We start from the raw sequence: 24,193 nt of genomic DNA, 5'->3' as shown, positions 1-24,193 counted from the left end.
TAGTAAACCCTCGCGAATCCAAAAGTTGAAAAACTCAAACGCACAGGTATGGCAACGTGCCAATTGCGCCAGATAACAAACCCGGCTCGTGATGCCCTCGACTACCCTCTCACGCATACTCCCCGTCGCAGCAGATTCGCGTGCCAATTCGAAACAGAGACCTCAATGGAGTCAGGTATGCAGGGTGATTGCTGCCACACGTTCCGCGCAAACCAGTAGCTGTTTCCCTGAGAAGCACGATCCCTTCGCGGAAACTGAAAGAATGGTGAGCCTGGGTAGTCTTGGAATCTTTCGTTCGCTTGTCGTTGGCGACATGATGGAGGGCGATTGTGAAGAAGGGATGAGGGTTTGATTGGGTTTCAGAAAAGGGATGCGAAATCCCACGAGCAAGGGAAACCGATTTGATGCGTTGCGCAAGAGGAGGGATTTCTTCGCACAGCGCTAAGGTTGCTCCGCGCAGAGAAACAAATTCGATGTGACATCGCCGAGGTGGCTTATCGTTTTTCAGAAAACGGGGGTGTTACAGCACGAAATGGAGCTTAATATGTGGACTACTTTTCGCACCAAACTGGTGCGTGTCCGCAAGAAACCACGAAAGAAATAGGCCGCGATGTCTACGAACGAAGTACCTCGATGTGGAGTGGATACCGTGGCTGAAATCGCCAGGTTGTTTCAATTGAATGGCGATTCGCAATACGGTGGAGAGGACGTGTCGCAACTGGAGCATGGGTTGCAAGCTGCCTGGTTGGCTGAACAAGAAGAGGCCGGAAGCGAGCTCATCGCCGCGGCTTTGTTGCACGACATTGGGCATCTACTGCATCACTTGCCTGACGATGCTCCGGACAACGGCATTGACGATTTGCACGAGCAACTCGCCTTCGAATGGCTTGAGTCGCGTTTCCCGCCCGAAGTGCTAGAGCCCGTGCGTTTGCACGTACAGGCGAAGCGTTACCTCTGCACGGCCGAAGATGGCTATTGGGAGTCGTTGAGTGCCCCTTCAAAGCAGAGTCTTGAGCTTCAGGGTGGACCGATGAGCGACCAGGAATGCGAAGATTACCGGGCGAATCCTCATTTTAAAGCGTCGCTTCGGCTGCGGCGATGGGACGATCTGGCGAAGATCGATAACCTAGAAACTCCGCCCATCGAGCATTTTCTCGACTACGTGCAGCAAGTTGTCGTTGATTGCGAACCGCAGAGTTAACTGGCAGCGACGGCGGTCGTATTGGTGAGTTGGTCGAGCGACTCTTCGAGCTTGTTCAGCAATTCGTCGCACGCTGCATGGGTGTGTGATAGCGACAGATACAGCTTGGTCCCCATCGGATTCAAGAAAATTCCACTCCGAAACAGCTGCAGCATGAGATCCCGGGCGAGTTGTCGGTCTTCGTGCTGACTCGACCAGTAATCGTGCGGCATCGACGGAGTAAACGCGATTTGGGCTAGAGGACCATCACCTAGCACATGGGCGCGGACGCCAAGCCGGTCGATCACGCTACGCATGCCATGACGAAGGTATTTGCCCAATGTGTGCAAGTGCTCGTAGCTCGCCGGATCTCGCAGGATATTGAGTGTCGCCAAGGCCGCTGTGCAGGAGATGGGGTTTCCGCCGAGGGTCGAGGCAGTCCATACGTAGGTATCGGAGCCTTGGCGGCTCTCGGACGCTAGCTCCATAAGATCAGCGCGACCGCCGAATACGCCGATCGGCAGTCCCCCGCCCAGTGCTTTGCCGTACGCGACCAAATCGGGGACCACTCCATAGTATTCTTGGGCTCCACCGAGGGCTAAGCGGAACCCGGTCACCACTTCATCGAAAACAAGAAGCACTCCGCACTCTGCTGTGACTTGCCGAAGTCCTTCCAAGAAACCAGTTGCAGGGGGAAGGCAGCGTTGCAGTGGTTCGACAATCACCGCGGCGAGTTCCTGCTTGTTTTCCTGGATGATTCTTGTGGTGATCTCCAGATCGTTGAACGGGGCGACGAGGACCCCACCATTCTCGTGGGCGGTAAGTCCATCGCTCGAAGGACGCGGCTGAGGAGGATCGTTCCGCTCGGTCGGGAACAGATTGGTGACGCCGACATCGTGGGCGCCGTGATAAGCCCCTTCGAAACGAAGCACTTTGCGTTTTCCCTGGGCCGCGCGGGCCAGTCGCAAGCAGTACATCGTGGCCTCGGTACCAGAAGCGCAGAATCGTACCTGATCGCAGGCAGGACTGATTGCGATGATCTGCTCGGCAAGTTCAGTCGAGGCGTCGGTCACGGTGGCAAAGTTGGTGCCTTGCAGCAGTCGTTTGGCGACAGGGCCCACGATGCGAGCATCGGCATGGCCCACCAGCACCGAGCCCCAACCCATGGAGAAATCGAGCATTTCCCGCCCGTCGGCGGTCGTCAGTCGGCATCCCTCACCATGTGAAACCACGGTCGCCAGATCGCTGGGGAGATTAAATTCCCCGTTACTTCCAGCAGGGAAATACGTGAGTGCCTTACGACTCCAGGTCATATTGTTCATGGGTTTTTAAAAGAAGTTTGATGTTTTCGCGAAATCTTAACTTCGGTGAATACAATCGTCATCGACGTCCACGGGAACGTTATACCTTGTCTGAAGGGCCCTGACGCAATCTGCGGGAAGTTTTGCGCAGTGAGTCACGACAAAACTAGAGGGGGGAAGTTACACCAATGAGCATGATGACACTGCCGAATGCTGCGAACGACTCTTTCTCGACCTCCAGGCACGGGGTCAAACCGATACGTATTGCACTGCTGATCGATACCTCCACCACTTGGGGAGCAGGATTGATCGAAGGCATTGTCGACTACGCCAAAGCGAAACACAAGCAATGGTTGTTCTCGTTTGAGCACCGTGGCAAGAACGATCGGCTGATGCTGCCGGAGTCGTGGGTGGGCAATGGAGTCATTGCGCGGATCAATCATCCCGATCTCGCCGAGCAGATCATTGCCCGCAAAATCCCCGCAGTGAATGTCTCCTGGTTTCGCTTTGGCGAAAACCTGATTCCGACTTGCACCTGCGACGAGGAGAAGGTCGCCGAAATGGCCATCCGCTACCTCTTGGGGAAAGGGCATCGGCAGTTCGCCTATTGCGCTTCAGTCACACGGCCTGGCTACTATGATCGTCTGGGGAAGTCGTTTGTCGATCAGTTGCAGCAAAATGGTTTTGCTTGTGCTCAATTCAATGGCGATTTCGAGCAACTCGCCAGGCTCGATACTGAACACTATCTTATGGAGCTCGGGAAGTGGCTCAAGCAACTTCCGCGACCGACTGCGCTACTCGCGTTCGACGATCTGCTTGGTCGCCTGGTGACCGAAGCATGTGCCCAATCGGGAATCGTGGTGCCCGACGACATCGCGGTGCTCGGCGGTGAGCACGACGAACTCTGTTCGCGAGTTTCGTCGCCACCGTTGTCGGGCGTGGATCAGTCGGCGCACGAAGTCGGATTTCATGCGGCTGAAATGCTCGATCGCCAACTCTCAGGCTATGCTGGCGAGATTCGCAACATTCGGCTATCGCCGGCTCGCATCATCTCCCGTCAGTCGACCGACAAAGTGGCCGTAGAAGACGAAATGCTCGCTGAGGCGATTCGCTACATCGAAGAGCATTACGCGGGGGAGATTACGATTCGCGACATCCTGAAAGAGATCCCCCTGAGTCGACGGGCGCTGGAGATTGGCTTTCGACGTTACCTTGGTCGTACCCCACGCGACGAGATTCGCCGCGTCCGCGTACAGAAGGCGCTCGAGTTCCTGTGTGATACCGAGTGGTCGGTAACCAAAATCGCCAACGAATGCGGCTTCGATCGCCCTGAACTCTTAACCCGCGCATTCCGACGTGAGTTCAAAGCGACCCCCTCGGAGTTTCGCAAGCGATTCGCCAATCGCAAACCACCGATCACGCCCGATGCGCGCGGCTAAGCAGTCAGCCATCTTCGGTTGCCGACTGCAGAGTTAGGTCGTGGTGAGCGTTTGCTGCCAGTACATCGAACTCTCCACCGCGTCGATCAGGCGTTCGATGTCGCTTGGGAACACGTGCCCGATGGTGCCGATGCGGAACGAGTTGATATTGGTCACTTTACCTGGGTAAATCACAAAGCCTTTTGACTTGAGCAGTGCGTAGAACTCGCGGAAGTTGTAGTCGGCACTCTCTGGATCGAGGAATCCGGTGATGATCGGGCTGTGCAAGTCGTGAGGGAGAAGGCTGCGGAAGCCGAGATTCTCCATGCCTTTGACGAGCGCCTGTTGGTTCCCGCAATACCGCGCGTAGCGAGCGGGCACGCCCCCTTCGGCTTCGAGCTCTTGCAAAGCCTGGTGGAAAGCCCGAACTACATGCGTGGGGCTGGTAAACCGCCATTTGCCGTTGCCTTGCTCCATGGTGATCCACTGGTCGTACACATCCATCGACAGCGAGCGGGCGCGGCCTTTGCATTGCTGCAGCAGATCGATGCGGCAGATCACAAATCCAAAGCCAGGAACCCCCTGGATGCACTTGTTCGACGACGATACCACGCAGTCGATGCCTAACTCGCCGACGTCGAAGGGGATGCCACCAAACGCGCTCATCGAGTCGAGCAGCATCACTTTGTTGTACTGTTTGACGATCCGACAGACGTCATCCAGCGGATTGAGCATGCCGGTGGTGGTTTCGTTGTGAATCAACGCGACGTGCGTGATGTCGCTATCCGCCTGCAGTGCTTGTTCGAGTTGCTCAAGATCGGGGGGAGCGAGTTCGCCGCTGTTGTGCACCAGGTGGTTGATCTTCAGGTACGAGGCAATCTTCGCCAGGCGATCGCCATACGCTCCGTTGGCGAGCACTAGCAGTTTGCCCTCTTCGGGAATCAGTGTGCCTAACATCGACTCGACCGCGAAGGTTCCGCTACCCTGCATGAGCACTGCGGAGTACTGGTCGCGATGTTCTGCGGTTGCGATCTCGACCAGTCGTTCGCGAATCGGGGTGACGATGCCGACGTTATAATCATCGTCCCAGGTGCACCAGTCGCGATCCATCGCCGCTCGCACGGTCGGCGAGGTGGAGAGGGGGCCGGGGGTAAGCAGTAAGTAGTCGTTATCAGCCCACGCGTCCATGGTTCTCTGGCTCCGGATGTCGGGGGGACATAGGTGTGAGGTGGCGATTGTAATCGCCCTGGTGCGAGGCGAGTACATCCAAATGTTGCTTCTACGATCGATTTTTAGAACTACGACCAAATGTCGCAAGATGCACCGCCAAGATGGGGGTTCGATTTCGCGGCGAGTCAAAAAAACTTTGCGTGAACGCGCGACGAAATTGACCAAATGAGTTGATCAAGTGACCCGTTACGCTCGAAAATATCGTGTTTCGCCAATGCTGAAATCTGGCGTTTGCTATCCACATTTCGGCAACTACGCAAGCGATGGTAGCCCTTTTCAAGGCGGAGCGCCGGTCGACAATAGTAGGTATGAATAACAACGATCAAACAAGTCGCTCCGTGGCCATCGTCGGCGGAGGGATTAGTGGACTGGCAACCGCCTGGCGGCTGAAAGAACTAAAACCGCACTGGCGCGTTGTCGTGCACGAAGGCAACGATCGCCCTGGCGGCGTGATTCAAACCCGCCGGCAAGACGACTTCACGTTCGAGCTAGGCCCCGACAGCATTTTGAGCCGGCTCCCTTGGGGCGTTGGATTGTGCAAGCGACTAGGCCTGGAAGGGGAGCTCATCGGCACCGAAGCGGCCGCCCGTGGAGTGTACACGGTGCATCGCGGCCGCGCGACACGCATGCCCGAGGGGCTCGCGATCATGGCCCCCGAGCGGATGTGGCCGATCGTGACCACGCCGATTTTGTCACCATGGGGAAAGATGCGCCTGGCTGCCGAGCGTCTGGTTGCCCGCCGTACCGATCCGAGTGACGAAAGCCTAGCCGATTTCGCCCGTCGTCGGGTTGGCAAGGAAGCCTTCGAGCGGATTGTGCAGCCGCTCGCAGGTGGCATCTTCATGGGCGATCCCGAGCGGCTGAGTCTTCGCTCCTGCTTTCCGCAGTTTGCAGGCATGGAGGCCGAACATGGCAGCCTGATCAAAGCGACTCAAGCCGCCAAAAAGAAGGCTCCGCCTGCCACGAACGGTAAGCCGGCCAGTGTGTTTGTCGCTCCCGCTCGAGGGTTAGGGCGGATCATCGAAACGCTTGCCGAGAAGCTGGGCGACGCGGTGCAGCTTGGCTCGCGAGTCGAGTCGGCGCAGAAACTCTCCGACGGCTGGCAGCTAACCATTCAGCAAGGCGAGGGCCATTCGAGCTTTACCGAGCAGTACAATGCGGTCGTGGTTGCAACTCCGGCGAAAGCAACCGCTGCGATCATCGACCAAATCGAGCCGCGAATCGCCGACATCATGCGAGGTATCGAGTACTCCAGCTGTGCGATCGTGCAATTGGTGTACAATCGCAGCGACGTTCCGCATCCGCTCGATGCCTCTGGCATGGTAGTACCCCACGTCGAAGGTCGCCCGCTACAAGCTTGCTCGTTTAGCAGCGTGAAGTATGCCGGGCGGGCGCCGGATGGTTCGGTCGTGCTGCGTTTGTTTTTCGGCGGCGCATTGAAGCCGGAACTGGTCGACTTGGATGAATCCGCTCTGCAAGACTTGGCCTGCAACGAAGCCGCTAGTCTGCTGGGAGTCACGGCCAAACCTCAAGCGACCATCGTGAAGCAGTGGAAGTCGTCGATGCCGCAGTACTACGTGGGGCACGCCGAACGGATTGACGAAGTCATGCAGCTCGTCGCTCAGCACCATGGACTTGAGCTCGCAGGGGCTGCATTGCACGGGGTTGGCATTCCGCATTGCATTCATACTGCCGAGTCGACTGCCGAGCGTTTAGTAGAACAGCTGGAAGCCGATGAACCACAGTCGTCGGGCCAGACCGCGCAAACCGGGGCAACCACATGATACCTACCGACTATTCGGAAGCCGATTTTGCAACCAGTCCGCTGATGTTCTATTACGAAGTCACGCAGGCGTGCGACTTGGTTTGCCAGCATTGTCGGGCGTCGGCTCAGCCGGAAGCCCACCCGGGGCAGCTAACCTTTGATCAATCTCGGGCGTTGATTGACGACGTGGCGAGCTTCCCAAAACCTCCGACCATGGTGTTTACCGGGGGCGATCCGCTGAAGCGGCCCGACTTGTTCGAGCTGATTCGCTACGCCCGCGACAAAGGTCTCCGCCTGGCGCTAACCCCGTCGGCCACCCCGCTGGCGACGTACGACGCGTTGTCGCAAGCCAAGCAGGCCGGCATTGGATGCTTAGGCGTAAGCTTGGATGGTGCCGATGCGGAAACGCACGACGCGTTTCGAGGTTGGAGCGGTAGTTACGCCCGCACGCTCGAGATGCTCGAAGACGCGAAGCGCCTCGGCTTGCCAGTGCAGGTAAACACCACAGTGTCCAAGCGAAACGTCGGGCAGCTCATCGCCTTGGCCGATCAACTGGCGAAGCATCGCATCATGATGTGGGCCGTGTTCTTTTTGATTCCTGTCGGTCGAGGCGTGGAAGAGCAACGACTCACGGCCGAAGAGTGTGAGCAGGTATTCGAGCTGTTGTGGCGGCAAACTCAAGAGCAGCCGTACGCGATCAAAACCACCGAGGCCCCGCACTATCGCCGTTTTGTGATGCAAAAGCAGGGCGATCCGCTCGCAGGGCGGAGCGACAGCCATGGTCGCCGGGCACCTTTGGGGGTGCGCGATGGCAAAGGCATTATGTTCGTCGCCCACGACGGTCAGATCTTCCCTGCGGGGTTCCTGCCACTATCCTGTGGCAAGTTCCCCGAGCAGTCGGTGGTCGACGCCTACCAGAATCATCCGACTTTTGTTTCGCTCCGCGATCACGATCAACTGGTCGGCAAATGTGGCATGTGCGAGTACCGCGCAGTGTGTGGGGGAAGCCGGTCGCGAGCCTTTGCAGTCACCGGCAATCCACTGGCCGAAGAGCCCGATTGCCAGCACCAGCCGGCGGGGGATGGCGAGCTCATTGCCTGGAACGCGGCCATCGGACAGTAGGAAGTTGGTCTGCCTGCGCACGCTATTCAGGATAAAGGACGGTTTCAACGACCTCTTCGTTGAGATCACAGAACTCCATTGCATAGTCAAGGCTGCGGAACTCGTAATCAATCGACTTTTCGTAAGCCGTGACATCAAACGCAGGAGGCCAGTAAGTCTTCCAAATAATATAGGGGACCAGGCAGATGATAAACGGAATGAGTACCGCGTACTTTGCTAGCGGTCTTGGCACGTGAGGTTCGATAAACGGCATGCAAGTGAAGATGACTGCTAGGCCGACGGCCCAGATCAACAGCCCATCTCCCCAGCGCCCGAGTCGCAACCGCCACCGGCAGCCCGGGCAAACCGGTGCGACGATACGAACTGGTTTGCCCCAGAAAAGCGTGATGAATGTCCACCAGCCTTGGGTGCTGGTCCAAATCGTCACTAAGCTCTCAGGATGGTCTGCGTTGCATTGCACGCATCGATCAGGGAATTGAGCGCGATGCTTGCGAGGTAAGCGCACATCGGCAGATGCCATCGTATCCCCCCTTTAGATAACGATCCGATTACTTGTTCTAGGCTAACCTTGCAATCCGCTACGATACGGTCCAGGTGTCGCCGGAATGGAACAGCTTTTCCAAGTCGCCAGGGCCTTGGGTTCCGATGGCTTGCTCAATCTGCCGATTGATCAGGTCGTCGTACTGCGGAGACTCAACGGCTCGGAACACGCCGATCGGTTCGGGGAAGCCATCTTGATGTCGCATGCGAGTCAGCAGGTAAGCTAGGCTGGGCTCGGTAGCTCGCTCGTCGTGGAATAGCAAATCGTCTTCCGAGATACCTTTGCCAAGTTCCACGACTTCCGGCTCTAGGCCATTCAGGCGAATGCCTTTGTCGCGGTTCTTGCCGAAGATCATCGGCTTGCCATGTTCAAGCTCCAGCACGTTGTCTTCCTTTTCGTCGCGTTCCTTGGCGTAGTTCCACGCGCCGTCGTTGAACACATGGCAGTTCTGGTAGACCTCGATGAACGAAGTGCCCGAGTGCGCTGCGGCGCGCTCCATCACTTTGCCCATATGCTTCAGGTTCGTATCGATCGTGCGAGCGACGAAGGTGCCTTCGGCGCCGACCACGATCGACAAGGGATTTAGCGGGTTGTCGATGGCTCCCATCGGCGAGCTCTTGGTCTTCGCACCGAGCAGCGAAGTCGGCGAGTACTGGCCCTTGGTCAAACCGTAAATGCGGTTGTTGAACAGGATGATGTTCAGGTCCATGTTGCGACGAATCGCATGCATCAGGTGATTGCCGCCGATGGACAACCCGTCGCCGTCGCCGGTGATGACCCACACTTGCAAGTCAGGACGTACGGTCTTCAGGCCCGAGGCCACCGCCGGAGCACGGCCATGGATCGAGTGCATGCCGTACGTGTTCATGTAGTAGGGGAATCGACTGCTGCAGCCGATGCCGGAGATGAACACGATTTTCTCGCGAGGCACTCCCAGCGAAGGCAGCACCTTTTTCATCTGCGCGAGAATGGCGTAGTCGCCACACCCGGGGCACCAGCGAACGTCTTGGTCGCTGGCAAAGTCGGTTGGTTTCAGTACCGGAAGTGCATCGGTGGACATGATGGTACAGGGAGTTAAGTGTGGGATTCGTTGACGCAAAGCCGCCAAGCGAAACGAGTGGGGTAGTGACTATCTCAAGTGAGAGTGATTGCCATCGTTTCTTGGCGTCAAGAATAAGTGGTGGCTGTTCAGCCTTCTAACTCGGCGTGAATGCGATCCAGGATCTCTCCCACTTGGAACGGTTTGCCTTGGACTTTGTTGAGCCCAACCAAGGGGATGTCGAACTTGGAGCGGAGGATGGTGAGCAATTGTCCGCAGTTGAGTTCAGGCACGAGCACCTTTTTATAGCTGCGAAGGATCTGCTCGAAATTCTTGGGGAACGGATTGAGGTATCGCAGGTGGCAATGGGCTACCGACTTGCCAGCTGCGAGCGCGGTGTGCACGGCTGTAGCACACGATCCGTAGGGGCCACCCCAGCTGACGACCAGCAGGTCGCCGCTCTCGGGGCCATCGACTTCTTGCAGCGGAATGTGATCGGCAATCAGTTCCACTTTGCGAGCCCGGGTCTCGATCATGTGTTGGTGATTCGCGGGATCGTAGCTGACGTTGCCGGTGATGTCTTGCTTTTCCAATCCACCAACGCGGTGCATCAAGGTCGGGGTGCCGGGCCGAGCCCAGGGACGAGCGAGTCGCTCGTTGCGTTCGTAGGGATGGAATACGTCGCCGTTGCTGAGCGGTTCGGCGTACTTCACCTCGGTGCGCGGCAAGCTGCCGACATCGGGAATGCGCCATGGCTCCGAGCCGTTCGCGATGTAACCGTCGGTCAGCAGGAAGACGGGGATCATATGCTCCACGGCAATGCGCCAAGCTTCCTGAGCGACTTCGAAGCAGTCGGCGGGGCTCGACGCCGCAATCACCGGCATCGGGCATTCGCCATTGCGACCGTACATGGCCTGGAACAGGTCGGCCTGCTCGGTCTTGGTCGGCAGACCGGTCGAGGGGCCACCTCGTTGCACGTTGATCACGATCATCGGCAACTCGGTCATCACCGCCAGGCCAAGGGCTTCGCCTTTGAGGGCGATACCAGGGCCACTGCTGGCGGTCACGGCCATCTCACCGGCAAACGACGCCCCGATGGTCGCGGTGACGGCGGCAATTTCGTCTTCGGCCTGGAAAGTCAGCACGTCGAAGTTCTTAAGCTTCGCCAGTTCGTGCAAAATATCGCTAGCGGGAGTTATGGGGTACGCACCGAGGAACAACCGACGCTTGCTCAGGTGGGCCGCGGTAACTAGTCCCCAAGCCAGGGCGGTGTTGCCCATGATGTTGCGATAGGTACCAGGCGTCAGGTCGGCCTTGCCCACGTGATACTGGGTGCTGATGGCTTCGACGGTTTCGCCATAGTTGTAGCCAGCCTTCAACGCACGGCGGTTGGCTTCGGCAACGTCGGGGTTTTTGCCGAACTTTGCGTCGATGAAACGTAGCGTCGGATCGAGCGATCGATCGTAAAGCCAGAACACCAGGCCCATCGCGAAGAAGTTGCGGCAGCGATCGGCTTCCTTCTGGCTGAGTCCCAAGCCCTCGACCGCCAGCCGGGTGAGCTTGGTCATGTCGACCTTGTGCAGTTTGTAGCTCTGCTCCAGCGAGCCATCTTCCAGAGGGTTCGAAGCGTAGCCAGCCTGTTCCAGGCCTTTCTTGTCGAATGCACTCTCGTTGCACACGAGGATGCCACCGTCGCGGAGATCGCCGATGTTGGTGATCAGCGCGGCCGGATTCATGGCAACTAGCGCGTCGACCGTGTCGCCGGGCGTGTAGATGTCGCGGCTCGAGAAGTGGATCTGAAAGCCACTGACGCCAGCTTTGGTGCCGCGCGGGGCGCGAATCTCGGCCGGAAAGTCGGGAAACGTCGCGACATCGTTGCCAGCTAGCGCCGAGGTGTTGGTGAATTGGGTTCCCGCGAGTTGCATACCGTCGCCCGAATCGCCACAAAAACGAACGGTAGCTTCATCTAGTTGTTGCCTAGGTTTTTCGGTAGCAGTCGACATGATGTTGAGTGGGGAGAGTGCCTGATTGACAGATGCCAGCGGAGGGCATTCCGTGAGTGTAACGCGCGGCGGGCAGGTGTTGAACCGCACTTGTTGGGCAAAATATGCCGGGTGGGATTAACGACTTGGGTACTCGGGAGGAGGTTCGTACAGCTTGGTCAGGTCGATGCCCCCTCGCTGTTCCTCCTCCATGAGCTTCATGCGTTTCTCAAGCTGCTCGAGCCGGCGAGCCATCTGCGGTAGCAAATCTTCCTTCGGATCGCGTAGTACTGGGCGCGGTACCTCAGGGTAGCCCAACTGTCGGTGGAGCGAAGCAAACAGAAACAATGGATCTTTGCGGCGGTTCGCTAGGGCGATGCGTCCTTCGCGCTCACCAAACAGGGGTGCCGATTTCTCGGACGGCTCGGTATCGCCATGCCCCGATTGATTAGCACGTTGGTGATAATAGTCGCTCCGCACGTAGAGCAGATCGGCAATATCAACCATGCCTACCTGGTGTCGGATGGTAAGAATCCACTCCCGCCACAATGCACTATAGGCGGGGTCGCCCGAGATGGCAGTGAGTCCTTGGTCGTATCCCAGACGATTCCGGCATAAAACTTCGAACTGGTATAAGAAGAGTCCCTGCAGCGTGGGGGCGGTCTCGTGATAGCGTCCCGCGCGGTACTCCGCTTCCTGGGCCAGTACGGCCAGTCCCACGCGCAGATCAAATCGGCCCCGCTCGTTCTCCGCCTGATCGATCACATACGTCTGAAACGGCGTGAAATAGTGAGGCAGCTTGGCCATGGCGGTCGCAAACGTGCCGGCATGCCGTAGCTCGGCCAGCATGAAATCGATGGCCATCGGCAGCTTGCAGGTAGCCAGCGTCTCCTCGCGTACCGCGGCTAGCACGTCCTGGGCGGGAATGTTTTCGGCCACCCGAGTGCCCAGTGTACGAAAGAAATGCCCCTGTTCGATGTATTCCTCGATTCCCAGGGGGGAAATCGGGTTCTTAGAATCAGCTTCCGGCATGGGATTAACCGCGGAGGATTGGCCAACAGGGGATGGCCACTTATGATCGTAATAGTCAGCTACATTTGATAGTAGAGCGCCCTTCGGGCCGACCTGCAAGCGGTCGCCGTTCATCCCCCCTGGATCGAGACAAAACATCATGCCCGGCAGATTCACCAGCATCGAGGAAGCCATCCAAGCCATAGGTCGTGGCGAGATCGTGGTGGTGGTGGACGCCGAGGACCGGGAGAACGAGGGAGACTTCATCTGCGCGGCAGAAAAAGTCACGCCCGAGATAGTGAACTTTATGATCACGCACGGCAAAGGGCAACTTTGCATGCCGATCCTGCCCGAGGTCAGCGAGCGGCTGAATCTGCCGCCGATCGTCAAGGACAACACCGCCCCGCTCGGCACCGCCTACACGATTCCCGTGGACCATCGGACCAACCGCACCGGCATCACCGCCTCGGAGCGGGCGACCACCATCCAGGCGATTTGCGATCCGAAAAGTGTGCCGGAAGACTTCGCCCGTCCTGGTCACTTAGCCCCCTTGGTCGCCAAGGAGGGGGGCGTGCTCCGCCGTGCCGGCCACACCGAGGCCGCAGTCGACCTGGCTCGGCTTGCAGGGCTCATGCCCGCTGGCGTGCTCTGCGAAATCCTCAACGCCACCGGCGATCGGGCCAATCGCGACGAGCTGGTAGCGGTCGCCGAACAGTTCGGCTTGGCGATGATCACCATCGAGGACCTGATCTCCTACCGACGGGTCCGCGAGAAGCTGGTGTACCGTAAGGCCGAGGCTGAATTGCCCACTCGCTATGGCACCGGCCGCATCATCGCCTACGGGGTGCAGCACGAGACGCAGGAACCAGTGGTCTACGTGGTCGGCGATCCGACGTCGGTCGAGGCCCCGCTGGTTCGTTTGCATTCTTCCTGCTTCACCGGCGACTTGCTTGAATCGCTCCGATGCGACTGCGGCGACCAACTGCACATGGCGCTCGACATGATCTCGCGCGAAGGCTGCGGGGTGCTGGTCTACTTGCCGCAGGAAGGTCGCGGCATTGGTCTGGTCGAAAAGGTAAAAGCCTACGCCTTACAGGATCAGGGGATGGACACGGTGGAAGCCAACGTTGCACTGGGCTTCAAGGCCGATCCCCGCGACTATGGCGTCGGCATTCAGCTGCTGAAGGACCTCGGACTGCGGAAGATCCGGCTGCTGACCAACAACCCCAAGAAGACCGACGCGTTCATCTACGGTGGCTTTGACCTTGAGGTGGTCGATCAGATTCCGATCGTCTCGCCGACCAACAAGTACAACGAACGCTACATGGCTACCAAACGCGACAAAATGGGCCATCAGTTGCCGCAATAGGTCGTTGTGACCTCCGGGTGGCTATTCTACTTCGAGCCAGTCGTAGCCTTCGTAGAGCGGCGAGAGCGTCACCGGGCCGTCTGCGGTCACGTGCACCATGTCTTCGATCCGCACGCCGCCATGCACCGAGGAGTACAGGCCAGGCTCCACGGTGAACACCTCGCCGGCGAGAATCTCCTCGCCATCGGTCGATAGCAAGATCGGTTCGTGCACGTCGAGGCCGATGCCGTGGCCGGTGCCGTGGTTCATGACGGGCGTTTCCAGCTCGCGTTCTTCGCTCGCTGGTACGTAGCGATAGCCATGCTCAGCCAACGAGGCGACCGTCGCCTGGTGGACAGCATCGCCGGTTGTGCCAGGCTTCAGCGCGTCGATCGCTGCCTGCTTGGCCGCCTGAACCGCTGCGTGCATGCGAATGAACTCCTCCGAAGCGGTGCCATGCACCACCGTGCGGGTGCAGTCGCCGTTGTAGTGCGACTCGGTGTCGAGCGGAAAAATGTCGACCACCACCGGGCAACCGGTACGAATCGGCCCAGTGCCTTTGTGATGGCAATCGGCCACGTGCGGCAAGCTGGCGACGATCGAGTCGTGAGGATTCGCGAACCCCAGATCAATCAGCCAGCTAGTGATCTGACGCCGGACTCGCTCGCTAGTTAAAATCTGCCCCTCTTGAAGGAGCTGCCCCTGCGAATCGACATCCGCGGTCGCGATCCACCGACAGGCCTTGGTCATGACCTGTCCGGTGATTTGCTGTGCGTGCTCCAGCGCGGCAATCTCGTCGGCCGACTTCACCCGGCGCGACTTCACGCCGAGGTCGTCGTCCAGGTTCACTTCGATGCCAGCTTGCAGCAACTTAGCGGCAAACAGGAATGGCAGCGAGCGATCGGTCTTCACTTGCTTCACGCCGCGCTGCGTAAGCAGCTCGACCACCGCCTGGGCGGTGGCTACGTCGCGGTCGCCCGACAGTCCGCCGGCCGGGGAAAAGTCGGCCGGACAGGCGACCTGGTCGGCCTGGGCGTGTGCTCGTGCTCGCTGCATTTCCAGGTCGCGGATGATCAGTAGCGACTTGCCTTCGGGAGGCAAATTGCCGAGGTAAGCCGCGGCGTCGCCCACGGCAAAGCGAATCTGGTGAAACAGGGTGCGATTGGTATCAGGGACACCAGCGAGCAGCGTAACGGTATCAGGCATCGGGACGACTCGATCAAACGAAGAAGGAACACGAACACTTCTTCGATTGTGACCGAACAGCCCTTCGGCGGATAGATACGTCAGTCAAGCAGCCAGTATCGCAGGATGCAGTAGATGGCTCGCAGGCCGTCGCGAACGTGGATTTTCTTCCCCTCGTCGTAGCCGCGGCTTTTGTAAGCAATCGGCACCTCGAGGAATCGGCACTTCCGGCGAGCCAGCTTGGCGGTCAGCTCCGGCTCGAAGCCAAACCGGGTTTCTCGGAGCACCATATTGCGGACCGCTGCCTTGCGGAACACCTTGTAGCAGGTCTCCATATCGGTCAGGCGCAATCCTGTTGTCGCGTTCGACAGCCAGGTCAACGCCGCATTGCCGAAGCGATGCAGCCAGGAGGGGTCCTGCTCAGCGTTCTCCAGGAATCGCGAACCGTAAACCACATCGGCTTCGCCCGAGCGGATTGGAGCGATAAGCTTCTCGTAATCGGTCGGATCGTATTCCAGGTCGGCATCTTGAATTAGCACAATGTCGCCGCGGGCGTGGGCGAGCGCCGTGTGCAGGGCGGCCCCTTTGCCTTTGTTGTAGCCATGCAGCAACACTTGCACGTTCGAGCGTTGGCCCAGTTCGACCAGTACGTCGCGGGTGCCATCGGTGCTGGCATCGTCGACAATCACCACCTCGTTGGCAACGCCGGTCGCAAGCACACGATCGACAATCGTGCGAATCGTCTCCTCCTCGTTGTACACGGGAATCAGCACGCTGACTTTCAGCGCGGTTCGCCGGCGACTCGCGGCATCGTGCTCCCGCGCGGCCGCTTCGTCGTGCTGTTCAAGGGCCTCCAAACCAGCTTCGGCCACTTCCAGGGTCGAGAGCATCCGCTTGGTGGTTTCGTTCGTCAGGGCCTCGCGCTGCTGGTTGTCGGTCGACGAACCAGGCAGGTCGCTGCGAACTTTGGTATCGGTATCTTGAGAGGATTCAACCATGGTTGTGTACGCTATTGAAGGTTCTCGTTGGGTGTCTGCGACGATTCTCGATCGGCGAGTACTTTGGCCGTCGGCTGCACCGGCAGGGCAGGCCAGTCGAAAGCGGTAACGTGAAGGGTGTCGGTAATCAGCCGCTCCTCAGGAGCCACGTACTGATCACTTTGGGGATCGTTGTAGATCGACGAGCGGCCCCAAAGCTGGGCGAGGCCGTCTTGGTAAATCAGGGTCCACGCTGGATTCGGCTTCTCCGATTCCAACCGCATCACCTCGATTGGTTGGTTGTATTGCCGATCGATCAGCACCAGATCGGGATTGCCGAGTTCGAGCACTGCTGTCGGATCGATGGGCCCCGCTTCAGGGCGGCGATAGCGATACCCTTTGTTATCGCCGAGTAGGAAGTCGAAGTTCTTGTCGACCACCTCTTGGGGATAGCAGGTGCGAAAACGCCCGTCGAACGACACCGTGGTCTCCGGCGACAGCGCGGCAATCGCGTACTGCGCCCAGTTAAACGGAACCACTAGTCGGCCGTGCAGATCCTTGAAGGTCATCCATTGGAACGCGTCGACCGGATACTTATGGCGATACACCGGCAACCGCTCCAGGCGATTGCCCAGCGTATTGGCTTGCAGCCCGATGGCCACCAACAGGGCGGTCGCAATGCCCCAGCGACTCCAGGTGCCGAGCCGGGTGACCGGTAGTTTGCTCGTGTCGGGCTTGGCCCGTAGCAGCATCGATTGCAAATGCACCGGTACCCAGAACCCGCATAAGAGCGTAAAGAACGCAATGTGTCGCAGGTGCGAGCAGGCTTGCCAACCCACCAGTAGGAGGATGGCGATTTGCACCCAGTCGCGACGCTGGCGGGTGAACGCGATGCTCGCGATCGCGACCGCAATCAAAGTCATCAGCGGCCAGAACACTGGGTCCGATGGTTTGGGGGCCGCCCACTCGGTAATCTCCGGGCGGGGGCTGCCGAGCGATAGTAGCAACCACTCATGCAGCCCGGTGCCGTAGGGATTCACGAACGTGGCTGCGAGCACCAGCAGTCCGGCGACGACCATCGCCGCGACGATGCCGAGCGACTTAGTACGCTGGTAGTAAATGGCCTCGACGATTCGCCCGGCCAGGTAGGCTCCCGTGATGCAAATGCCAGCGACGAACGCCCCGTGCGAGTTGGTCCACAGCACCATGATCACCGGTAGCAGGGCCAGCCAGCCCAAACGCCGCGGAGTCCAAGGAGTGATCGACGACTCGTCGCTTGCTGGTTCATCGACGAGCCAAGCCCGCCAACCAGTGAAGGCCAGCTCAAGGGTTAATAGTAAGGTCGTGCACCAGGCGAAACTCAGCACCTGAGGACGGACCGGGAAGAACGCAGTAAGGTTATTCGCCAGTAGCAGTAAAAAGGCCGCCATCGTCAGCGGGCGAACGCCTTGTCGGTGGGCCGCCCAAGCCATCGCACCCAGAATCGCTAGCCCGACCAGGCATTTGAAAATCTGCAGCCCTTCGTCGTCGAACCAGGTATAAATCGTCGCGTACGTCAGCTCGGCGATGTTCTCGTGGTTGACCCACGGATAGCCTTCGGCCGTAAAGGTGTGCGTTGCGGTGCGATGCAGATGCCCGTCGCGGATCACCTCCTGCCCGTAGGTTACGTGTCCCCACAGGTCGGGATCAGTGAAGTTCAGCGACAACGCAACCGCGCATCCTACCCACAGGGCGAGGATCACCAACCGGCGAAGGAGTCGATACTCTCGCTTGGCGCAGGCCAGTTCGCTTTCGCTGATCTCAGTTCGTTTGACTGGCGAGAAGTCGTCGGATTGGGATTCAGTGGGCATAGTAGCGGGGGGCAAGCGATCGCGAGAAATAGGGGACCAGGAAAAGCTACCCCGCCGAATCCGACCAGGCTGTCGCCTTTTCGCAACATGGCAAGGTTCCGCCACCCGGGAATCCCGTGCGATGCGTGCAACCAATACAACTGCTTAACCCGCTCGGACTACGGTGCTCAGCAGGCGTTCCGAAACGTAGTAGATGCCGAAGCCGACGATCGACCTCCTGCTCGAGTTCACCTGTTCGCCTGCGCTCCCATTCGCCCAACTCCGCCAAGTCCCCGCCCCTGACGGAATAGATTCCCAAAGCTGGTCAAAAAGATTCCCAATTTTCCCACCTATGGGAAATTTGGGATTCTATTCGTGAGCGTCGCCAGAGCAGGGGAGGGGAGTCGGTGCTTGCGACGAGGCCAAACAAGAATGCCGCTCCTCCCTGTGGAGTGGGAGGGCGGCGATTGTTGGGGTGTTCGTGCTCAACGAGAGTGCTGGTGCTACTCTTTGATCATGTCCTTCACGGTGTGACCGCCGGGGATCATGGGGAGCACGTGTTCCTGGTATGGAGTGGCGACGTCGAGCACGTAGGGGCCGTCGTAGTCGATCATCTCCTGCAGTGCGGCTTCGAGGTCTTCCTTCTTCTCGACGTAGGCCGACCCGCAGCCGAAGCCTTTGGCGATCTCGACGAAGTTCGGGAAGCGATGCTCCTGGGCCATCGGGCCGATGCCGTCGCCTTCGCCGGACCACTCGGGGTTGTCGATTGGTCCCAGGTAGGTGTGCGCCCGGTTGCCTTGCATGAAGCGGTCTTCCCACTGCACGACCATGCCGAGGTGCTGGTTGTTGAGCAGCAACACTTTGACCGGCAGCTTCTCGCAGCTAAGGGTCGCGAGTTCCTGCACGTTCATCAGGAAGCTGCCGTCGCCGTCGATGTCGACGACCAAACGTCCTGGGTACTGGCTTTGCACGCCCATCGCGGCTGGCAGGCCGAAGCCCATGGTGCCGAGCCCGCTCGACGAGAGCCAGGTTCTTGGCTTGTCGAACTTGTAGTACTGAGCTGCCCACATTTGGTGCTGCCCCACGCCGGTGGTGATGACCGGGTCGAGCTGGTGGGTCATCTTCCAAAGCGTGTGGATGGCGTGCTGCTGGGTGATGCCAGAATAGTCCTGGTTGTAGTGGAACGGTTCGTCCTTCTTCCACTTCTTGCACTTGGCGACCCAGTCGCTGATGTCCTCGGGGGCTTCAACAATCTTGTTGAGCTCGGTGAGGGCGAACTTCACGTCGCTGCAAACAGGAATGTGAGCAGGTTTGTTTTTGTTGAGTTCCGCGGCGTCGATATCGATATGAATGATCTTGCCATGCTTGCAGAACTCTTCGACCTTGCCGGTCACGCGATCGTCGAACCGCACGCCGAGGGCGATCAGCAAATCGGCTTCGTCGACTGCGTAGTTCGAGTAGACGCTGCCGTGCATGCCAAGCATGTCGAGCGACAGTTCGTCGGTGCCGGGGTAGACGCCGAGTCCCATGACGGTCATGGTGATCGGAATGCCGGTTTTCTTGACCAGTTCGCGAAGCTCGTTGGAGGCTTCGCCGGTAATCACACCGCCGCCGGCGTAGATCACAGGGCGCTTCGCTCGCTTGATGGCTGCGGCGATTTGCTTGATCTGCTCGGGACGGGCCTTGGGGTTGTTCAGCTGGAAGCCCGGCAGCTCGATGTCGACATCGTAGTTCGGCACGCACTTGTCGAGCAGCACGTCTTTCGGCATATCGACCAACACAGGACCCGGGCGGCCGCTGCTGGCGACGAGGAACGCTTCCTTCATCACCCGGGCGACGTCGTTCACGTCGGTCACCAGGTAATGGTGTTTGGTGATTCCGCGGCAAACTTCCACGATGGGAGTTTCCTGAAAGGCGTCGCTGCCGATCACTTTGGTGGTCACCTGGCCGGTAATGGCGACGAGCGGCACGCTATCGAGCTTGGCATCGGCAAGCGCGGTCACCAGGTTGGTGGCCCCAGGTCCGCTGGTTGCCATGCAAACGCCGACCTTGCCGGTGCTGCGAGCAATGCCTTGGGCGGCGAAACCGCCCCCTTGCTCGTGCCGGGGAAGGATGGTGCGCAGGGTGTCTTTGAATCGCGTGAGTGCCTGGTGCAGCGGCATACTACAACCGCCAGGGTAGGCAAAGATGGTGTCGACGCCGTGGTTAACGAGGGATTGAACCACGATGTCCGCGCCACTTGTCAATTCGGTCGTTGGATTTGCCTCGGTTGCCATCGCCACGTTTATTTGCCTCGAAGTGTCAACACAGATGAAGTCCGTACCGGTATCCCTGAAACCGCTTCAGAGGAAAGGAGGACACGAAAGGTCGCGAATCGGTTCATGATAAGAGCGGAAGTCTCGCGGAGCAACCATTTGCCCCACGATTCGTCGATTCTGCGATGGAATTTTAGGCCATCGCGGCGGCCAGATCCCGCGCTAACCCGTAACCCGCTTGGGAATCGTGAACGAATAGAGCACGACCACCGCGCCGGCTCCCATCAGGCTCCACGGGGCCCAGTCGGGGGGCGAAATCACGCGGGCGGGGGCGATTTGTTGTCCACCCCGCACCTGAGGTTTGAGCACCGCCTGGTCGAGCAGCAGCGCTTCGACACCTAAAAAACAGCAATAGGCACCAACCGCTAGAAAGAATGCACGCCACATGGCAACTACTCGCCTCCAAAGCTTCATACGAACTTCGATACCCTGGTTAACAAAATCGACTCGCCAGGGGGGAGTGGTTGACTGCGAACCGCGCGTCGCGGCCGAAAGCAGGCCGATCGGGTGCGGTTTATGCAGGCTTTTCGCGTCGTTCCGCGCATCGAGCGTCGGGCGGTTACCGTCGGGCAGTGTAGAAGTGCTCGTCGGGCAACGTCATCTCTTCGACCTCCAGCCCGAAGTGCTCGCCGACCTTCACGGCCGCTCCGCGAGCGATGATGCGGTCGCCGACCATCAGTTCGAGCGTGTCGTCGCACGATTTGTCGAAGCTCACCATGGCACCCGGGCCGAGTTCCAGCACTTCCTGCACGGAAAGCCGTTTATTGACGAGTCGCACCGAGACCGGCACCGAGATCTTCAGCAAGTGCCGGGCGTAGGGTGGCAGCTCGGTAAGCGACTTGGGCGAGGGTGGCGGCGGAGGTGGTGGCGGCTCTTTGGCCTTTTCCGCGGCCTTAGCGGGCTCTTCCTTCGGTTTCGGCGGTGGCAGCAGCTTCGCTGGCTCGGCGCAAGGCCAGAGAAACATCAGCTGCGAGGTCACCCCATCCTGAGTCAGCTCCAAGGGAAGCAGCGAGGCCCCGTCGGCCAGCTCGCCATCTTGCAGCGACTGAGCGAGGTTCTCGACCCACATCGCCCCGAACTTCTCGGAGAACATGGTGTCGGGCACCACGAGCATCGAGAGCTCTTGGGCCAACGTGTTGAGCATTCCCTCGCCGGTGATGTCGGGCTCGCGGACCCATCCCCGCAGCAGCCCCGACTCTTCGGGCAGGATGGCGGCCATCGCCTCGTCGCCGAACTGCATCATCATGACCAGGCCCGGGCCATCGACCCCTTCGGGCAACTGATCGGCGTTGAAAGTGTCGGGCGTGCCGACTGCCACGGTTACCTCGGCGTCGATGCCGCGCATCAAGGCAGCACCGATTTCGTCGGCGTTTTCTTCGCAGACTGGCAGCATCTGGGCAACAAGGTCGGCGTTCAGATCGCTCATGCTAGCAGATTGGGGGGCGAAAGCTTGGAGTAGAGTTTCTTCCATTTCGTATCGGCACCCTAGCCGGCAAACTTTGCGCGAACCGCCTGGCCCGTCGTCTGGGTGCTAGCGACGCCAGCGCGTATAATGCAACGCCTGTTTCCAGTATCTCCTATTATTGTCGTGGAACTATGCCTACTGTTTCGCTTGCTCACGAACTGAAACCCTACAAATCGCTCTCCAACGAGGAGCTGTACGAGCGGATCGCGACCATCAAACGCGAACTGGGCGATCGGCTGCTGATTCTTGGGCATCATTACCAGCAGGATGAAGTGGTGGAGCTGGCCGACCTGCGGGGCGACAGCTACCAGCTCTCGCAGCTTGCAGCGGATAGCGACGATTGCCGAGTGATTGCGTTTTGCGGCGTGCACTTCATGGCCGAGACGGCCGACATCCTGGCGAACCGCCCCGAGAAGCTCGCCGAGCGATCTGGTGAGCGGGTAAACGTGATCCTGCCCGACATGGCCGCCGGGTGTTCGATGGCCGACATGGCTGCGATCGAGCAGATTGAAGACGCGTGGGACGAACTCGGCGAAGTGATTGATACCGACGACATTACGCCGGTCACTTACATCAACTCGGCAGCCAGCCTCAAGGCGTTTGTCGGTCGTCATGGCGGGATTGTTTGCACCAGTAGCAACGCGAAGGCCGCGCTCGAGTGGGCGTTCGCCCGCCGGTCGCGGGTGATGTTCTTCCCCGACCAGCACCTGGGACGCAATACCTCGCTCGGCATGGATATCACGAACGACCAGATGCCGGTGTGGGATCCGTTTGCGAGCGAGCTAGGTGGCAACACCGAGGAAGCGCTGAAGCAATCGAAGGTCATCCTGTGGAAAGGCCATTGCAGCGTGCACCAGATGTTCCGCCCGGAACACGTGGAGATGTTCCGCGAAAAGCACCCTGGCATCAAAATCCTCGTGCACCCCGAATGTCCGCAGGATGTGTTTGAACTGGCCGACGAATACGGCTCGACCGGCAAGATCATCCAGACCGTGAAAAACGCTCCGGCTGGCTCGAAGTGGGCCATCGGCACCGAACTGCACTTGGTGAATCGCTTGAAGCAGCAGCACCCCGAGCAGGAGATTCACTTCCTGTCGCCGGTGGTTTGCATGTGCGCAACGATGTACCGCATCGACCTGGCGCACCTGGCGTGGAGTCTCGAAAACTACCGCGACGGAACGCCGACCAACCTGATTGAAGTCGACGACGAAACCGCGAAGTGGAGCCTGGTAGCTTTGCAGCGCATGCTGGAGGTCAAATAACGCTGCGGCTATTTCAGTCGCGACATGCGTTTGAGGAAGTCGCGTTCGAGATCGTCGATATCGCCAAAGTGCTTCTGGAACTCCTCTCTGCGAGCTTCCGGCGTTTCCGGCAGCAGCGGTAGCTTTTTGCTCATCGCCTGGATGTACGAAACGTACTGGTCGGGCTGGTAGCGAATCAGGTAGTAGTTCAACGCCCACGCATCGGCGTACGCATCGACCGCGGTGCGACTCTCGCGGAAGCGTTTGTCGTCGGCCACCATGTCGGCGACCGACAACCGCCGAGTGGTGGTCATGTTTTGCTTGAAGGTCCTCAGCCGAGGATAATTCACTTTGCCGATGCCCCGCCAGCCACGACTGCTCGAGAGATCGGGAGCCTCAAAGTAAACCGCCATGCCTTCGACCAACCACAGCGGCATCTCGGCCAGCCGCTCCTGAAGCCCACAATTGAATGCGATCTGATGCGTGGCCTCGTGCACGACGGTCGCCACCAACGGCACCGCGGCCGGCTGCGTGAGCATGCGATTGATCTCTTTCAGCGAACCTCTGCCAGCATCGTCGCCACGCATGGCTTCGGCACCGGTCAGGTCGTACATCGTCACATGATTCGACAGCATGTTGTAATAGCCGATCACACTGCCAGCGGCTGAGCCCAGCTCTTCGCGACTCGCTTCGCGATACTGATCCGCTGTGGCATAGATGATGACCACCAGCGGAAACTCCGGCTCACGCACTTCGAACCCTTGGTTCTCCCAGTAATTGGTAAACGCCCGATGCAAACGTTCGAGCAGCGAACTGGTCCACTGAGCAAACGCCCGGCTCGTGTTGAAGCACACCACGTAGTGCGGAGTCGTATGAACGCTGAACCCCTCGGGCAGTTCCGCGAGCGTCTGCTCGGCGAGTTGGTCGTGGGTGAGCGGGGTGAACTCGGCCGCAAGCACTTCGCGATTCAGCACGTTAGCCGCCTCGATCACCCACCGCCGACCATCCTGCCCTTCGAGCAGCATCCCCCCTTCCTGGTCCTGAACGATCACCCGCCCGGTAATGGTGCGTTGCTCGTCCTTGTCGCTAAAGGTCACCCGCACCGCCGGTTGCGGCTCGGAGTCGGTCGGCTCGTCGGACCACGCCCGCGCCGGCGCCAGCAGCAGCATCGCAAGGATCAAGCAAGTAGGGAAAGCAGTTGGAAGCATGATTCTCCAGGGCAAACAGTATGGAACTACAGCCAG

At 59.2% G+C, this 24,193-nt stretch carries 19 protein-coding genes; 6 read left to right on the top strand and 13 right to left on the bottom strand.

The window, feature by feature from the left end; genetic code table 11:
* Window positions 1-610: 610 nt before the first annotated feature.
* Window positions 611-1,201, top strand: coding sequence for a phosphonate degradation HD-domain oxygenase (locus Pan181_RS23550; RefSeq protein ID WP_145251012.1), 591 nt, complete (start codon window positions 611-613; stop codon window positions 1,199-1,201).
* On the opposite strand, the gene Pan181_RS23545 is transcribed toward Pan181_RS23550, so the two are convergent.
* Window positions 1,198-2,502: an aspartate aminotransferase family protein gene (locus Pan181_RS23545; protein ID WP_145251010.1), complete on the bottom strand. Its 1,305-nt coding sequence runs from the start codon at window positions 2,500-2,502 to the stop codon at window positions 1,198-1,200. The two genes, Pan181_RS23550 and Pan181_RS23545, sit on opposite strands and share 4 nt — an antisense overlap.
* Before the next feature lie 173 nt (window positions 2,503-2,675).
* Between Pan181_RS23545 and Pan181_RS23540 the strand changes: the two genes are divergently transcribed.
* Window positions 2,676-3,920, top strand: a complete 1,245-nt coding sequence (locus Pan181_RS23540; protein ID WP_197528638.1) for an AraC family transcriptional regulator — start codon at window positions 2,676-2,678, stop codon at window positions 3,918-3,920.
* 33 nt (window positions 3,921-3,953) lie between these two features.
* Here Pan181_RS23540 and Pan181_RS23535 read toward each other — a convergent pair whose 3' ends face one another.
* On the bottom strand, window positions 3,954-5,087 hold the full coding sequence (locus Pan181_RS23535) for a 2-aminoethylphosphonate--pyruvate transaminase (protein WP_145251004.1): 1,134 nt from the start codon (window positions 5,085-5,087) through the stop codon (window positions 3,954-3,956).
* A gap of 350 nt (window positions 5,088-5,437) precedes the next feature.
* Here Pan181_RS23535 and hemG point away from each other — a divergent pair, with 350 nt between their 5' ends.
* Together hemG and Pan181_RS23525 are read left to right on the top strand one after the other, a co-directional pair.
* Window positions 5,438-6,913 carry a protoporphyrinogen oxidase gene (hemG, locus tag Pan181_RS23530; RefSeq protein ID WP_197528637.1) on the top strand — a complete coding sequence of 492 codons (1,476 nt, stop codon included), beginning with the start codon at window positions 5,438-5,440 and terminating at the stop codon, window positions 6,911-6,913.
* Window positions 6,910-8,016 (top strand): TIGR04053 family radical SAM/SPASM domain-containing protein, encoded by a 1,107-nt coding sequence (locus tag Pan181_RS23525; protein WP_145250999.1) that lies wholly within the window; start codon window positions 6,910-6,912, stop codon window positions 8,014-8,016. Before hemG ends, Pan181_RS23525 begins: the two co-directional genes overlap by 4 nt.
* Before the next feature lie 22 nt (window positions 8,017-8,038).
* On the opposite strand, the gene Pan181_RS23520 is transcribed toward Pan181_RS23525, so the two are convergent.
* The 4 genes from Pan181_RS23520 to Pan181_RS23505 all read right to left on the bottom strand — a co-directional run bounded on the left by Pan181_RS23520 (window position 8,039) and on the right by Pan181_RS23505 (window position 12,610).
* Window positions 8,039-8,536: a hypothetical protein gene (locus Pan181_RS23520; RefSeq protein WP_145250997.1), complete on the bottom strand. Its 498-nt coding sequence runs from the start codon at window positions 8,534-8,536 to the stop codon at window positions 8,039-8,041.
* A 58-nt stretch (window positions 8,537-8,594) separates the two neighbouring features.
* On the bottom strand, window positions 8,595-9,617 hold the full coding sequence (locus tag Pan181_RS23515; protein ID WP_145250993.1) for a 2-oxoacid:ferredoxin oxidoreductase subunit beta: 1,023 nt from the start codon (window positions 9,615-9,617) through the stop codon (window positions 8,595-8,597).
* Window positions 9,618-9,745: 128 nt separating this feature from the next.
* The gene (locus Pan181_RS23510; protein WP_145250990.1) at window positions 9,746-11,599 is read right to left on the bottom strand and encodes a 2-oxoacid:acceptor oxidoreductase subunit alpha; all 1,854 of its coding nucleotides are present in this window, start codon (window positions 11,597-11,599) and stop codon (window positions 9,746-9,748) included.
* A 117-nt stretch (window positions 11,600-11,716) separates the two neighbouring features.
* On the bottom strand, window positions 11,717-12,610 hold the full coding sequence (locus Pan181_RS23505) for a hypothetical protein (protein ID WP_145250988.1): 894 nt from the start codon (window positions 12,608-12,610) through the stop codon (window positions 11,717-11,719).
* A gap of 139 nt (window positions 12,611-12,749) precedes the next feature.
* Between Pan181_RS23505 and ribB the strand changes: the two genes are divergently transcribed.
* Window positions 12,750-13,958 carry a 3,4-dihydroxy-2-butanone-4-phosphate synthase gene (gene ribB / locus Pan181_RS23500; RefSeq protein ID WP_145250985.1) on the top strand — a complete coding sequence of 403 codons (1,209 nt, stop codon included), beginning with the start codon at window positions 12,750-12,752 and terminating at the stop codon, window positions 13,956-13,958.
* Window positions 13,959-13,979: 21 nt separating this feature from the next.
* Here ribB and Pan181_RS23495 read toward each other — a convergent pair whose 3' ends face one another.
* The 6 genes from Pan181_RS23495 to Pan181_RS23470 form a co-directional block, all read right to left on the bottom strand.
* The gene (locus Pan181_RS23495) at window positions 13,980-15,143 is read right to left on the bottom strand and encodes a M24 family metallopeptidase (protein ID WP_145250982.1); all 1,164 of its coding nucleotides are present in this window, start codon (window positions 15,141-15,143) and stop codon (window positions 13,980-13,982) included.
* An 80-nt stretch (window positions 15,144-15,223) separates the two neighbouring features.
* A complete protein-coding gene (locus Pan181_RS23490; protein ID WP_231943685.1) occupies window positions 15,224-16,120 on the bottom strand; it encodes a glycosyltransferase family 2 protein in 897 nt (298 codons plus the stop codon).
* An 11-nt stretch (window positions 16,121-16,131) separates the two neighbouring features.
* Window positions 16,132-17,949, bottom strand: a complete 1,818-nt coding sequence (locus Pan181_RS23485) for a hypothetical protein (RefSeq protein WP_145250979.1) — start codon at window positions 17,947-17,949, stop codon at window positions 16,132-16,134.
* A 482-nt stretch (window positions 17,950-18,431) separates the two neighbouring features.
* Window positions 18,432-20,204, bottom strand: a complete 1,773-nt coding sequence (ilvB, locus tag Pan181_RS23480; protein WP_145250976.1) for a biosynthetic-type acetolactate synthase large subunit — start codon at window positions 20,202-20,204, stop codon at window positions 18,432-18,434.
* A gap of 201 nt (window positions 20,205-20,405) precedes the next feature.
* Window positions 20,406-20,630, bottom strand: coding sequence for a hypothetical protein (locus tag Pan181_RS23475; RefSeq protein WP_145250973.1), 225 nt, complete (start codon window positions 20,628-20,630; stop codon window positions 20,406-20,408).
* 172 nt (window positions 20,631-20,802) lie between these two features.
* A complete protein-coding gene (locus tag Pan181_RS23470; RefSeq protein WP_145250970.1) occupies window positions 20,803-21,669 on the bottom strand; it encodes a FliM/FliN family flagellar motor C-terminal domain-containing protein in 867 nt (288 codons plus the stop codon).
* A gap of 170 nt (window positions 21,670-21,839) precedes the next feature.
* On the opposite strand from Pan181_RS23470, the gene nadA reads away from it, so the two are divergent.
* On the top strand, window positions 21,840-22,970 hold the full coding sequence (gene nadA, locus Pan181_RS23465) for a quinolinate synthase NadA (RefSeq protein WP_145250967.1): 1,131 nt from the start codon (window positions 21,840-21,842) through the stop codon (window positions 22,968-22,970).
* A gap of 8 nt (window positions 22,971-22,978) precedes the next feature.
* On the opposite strand, the gene Pan181_RS23460 is transcribed toward nadA, so the two are convergent.
* Entirely contained in the window at window positions 22,979-24,157 is a 1,179-nt protein-coding gene (locus Pan181_RS23460; protein WP_197528636.1) for a DUF1570 domain-containing protein, read from the bottom strand.
* Window positions 24,158-24,193: the final 36 nt, after the last annotated feature.

Origin of the sequence: Aeoliella mucimassa (assembly GCF_007748035.1) — a bacterium.
GTDB lineage: Bacteria > Planctomycetota > Planctomycetia > Pirellulales > Lacipirellulaceae > Aeoliella > Aeoliella mucimassa.
Note: the sequence above shows the minus strand (reverse complement) of the source record. Positions and strands in the feature narration are given on the sequence as shown.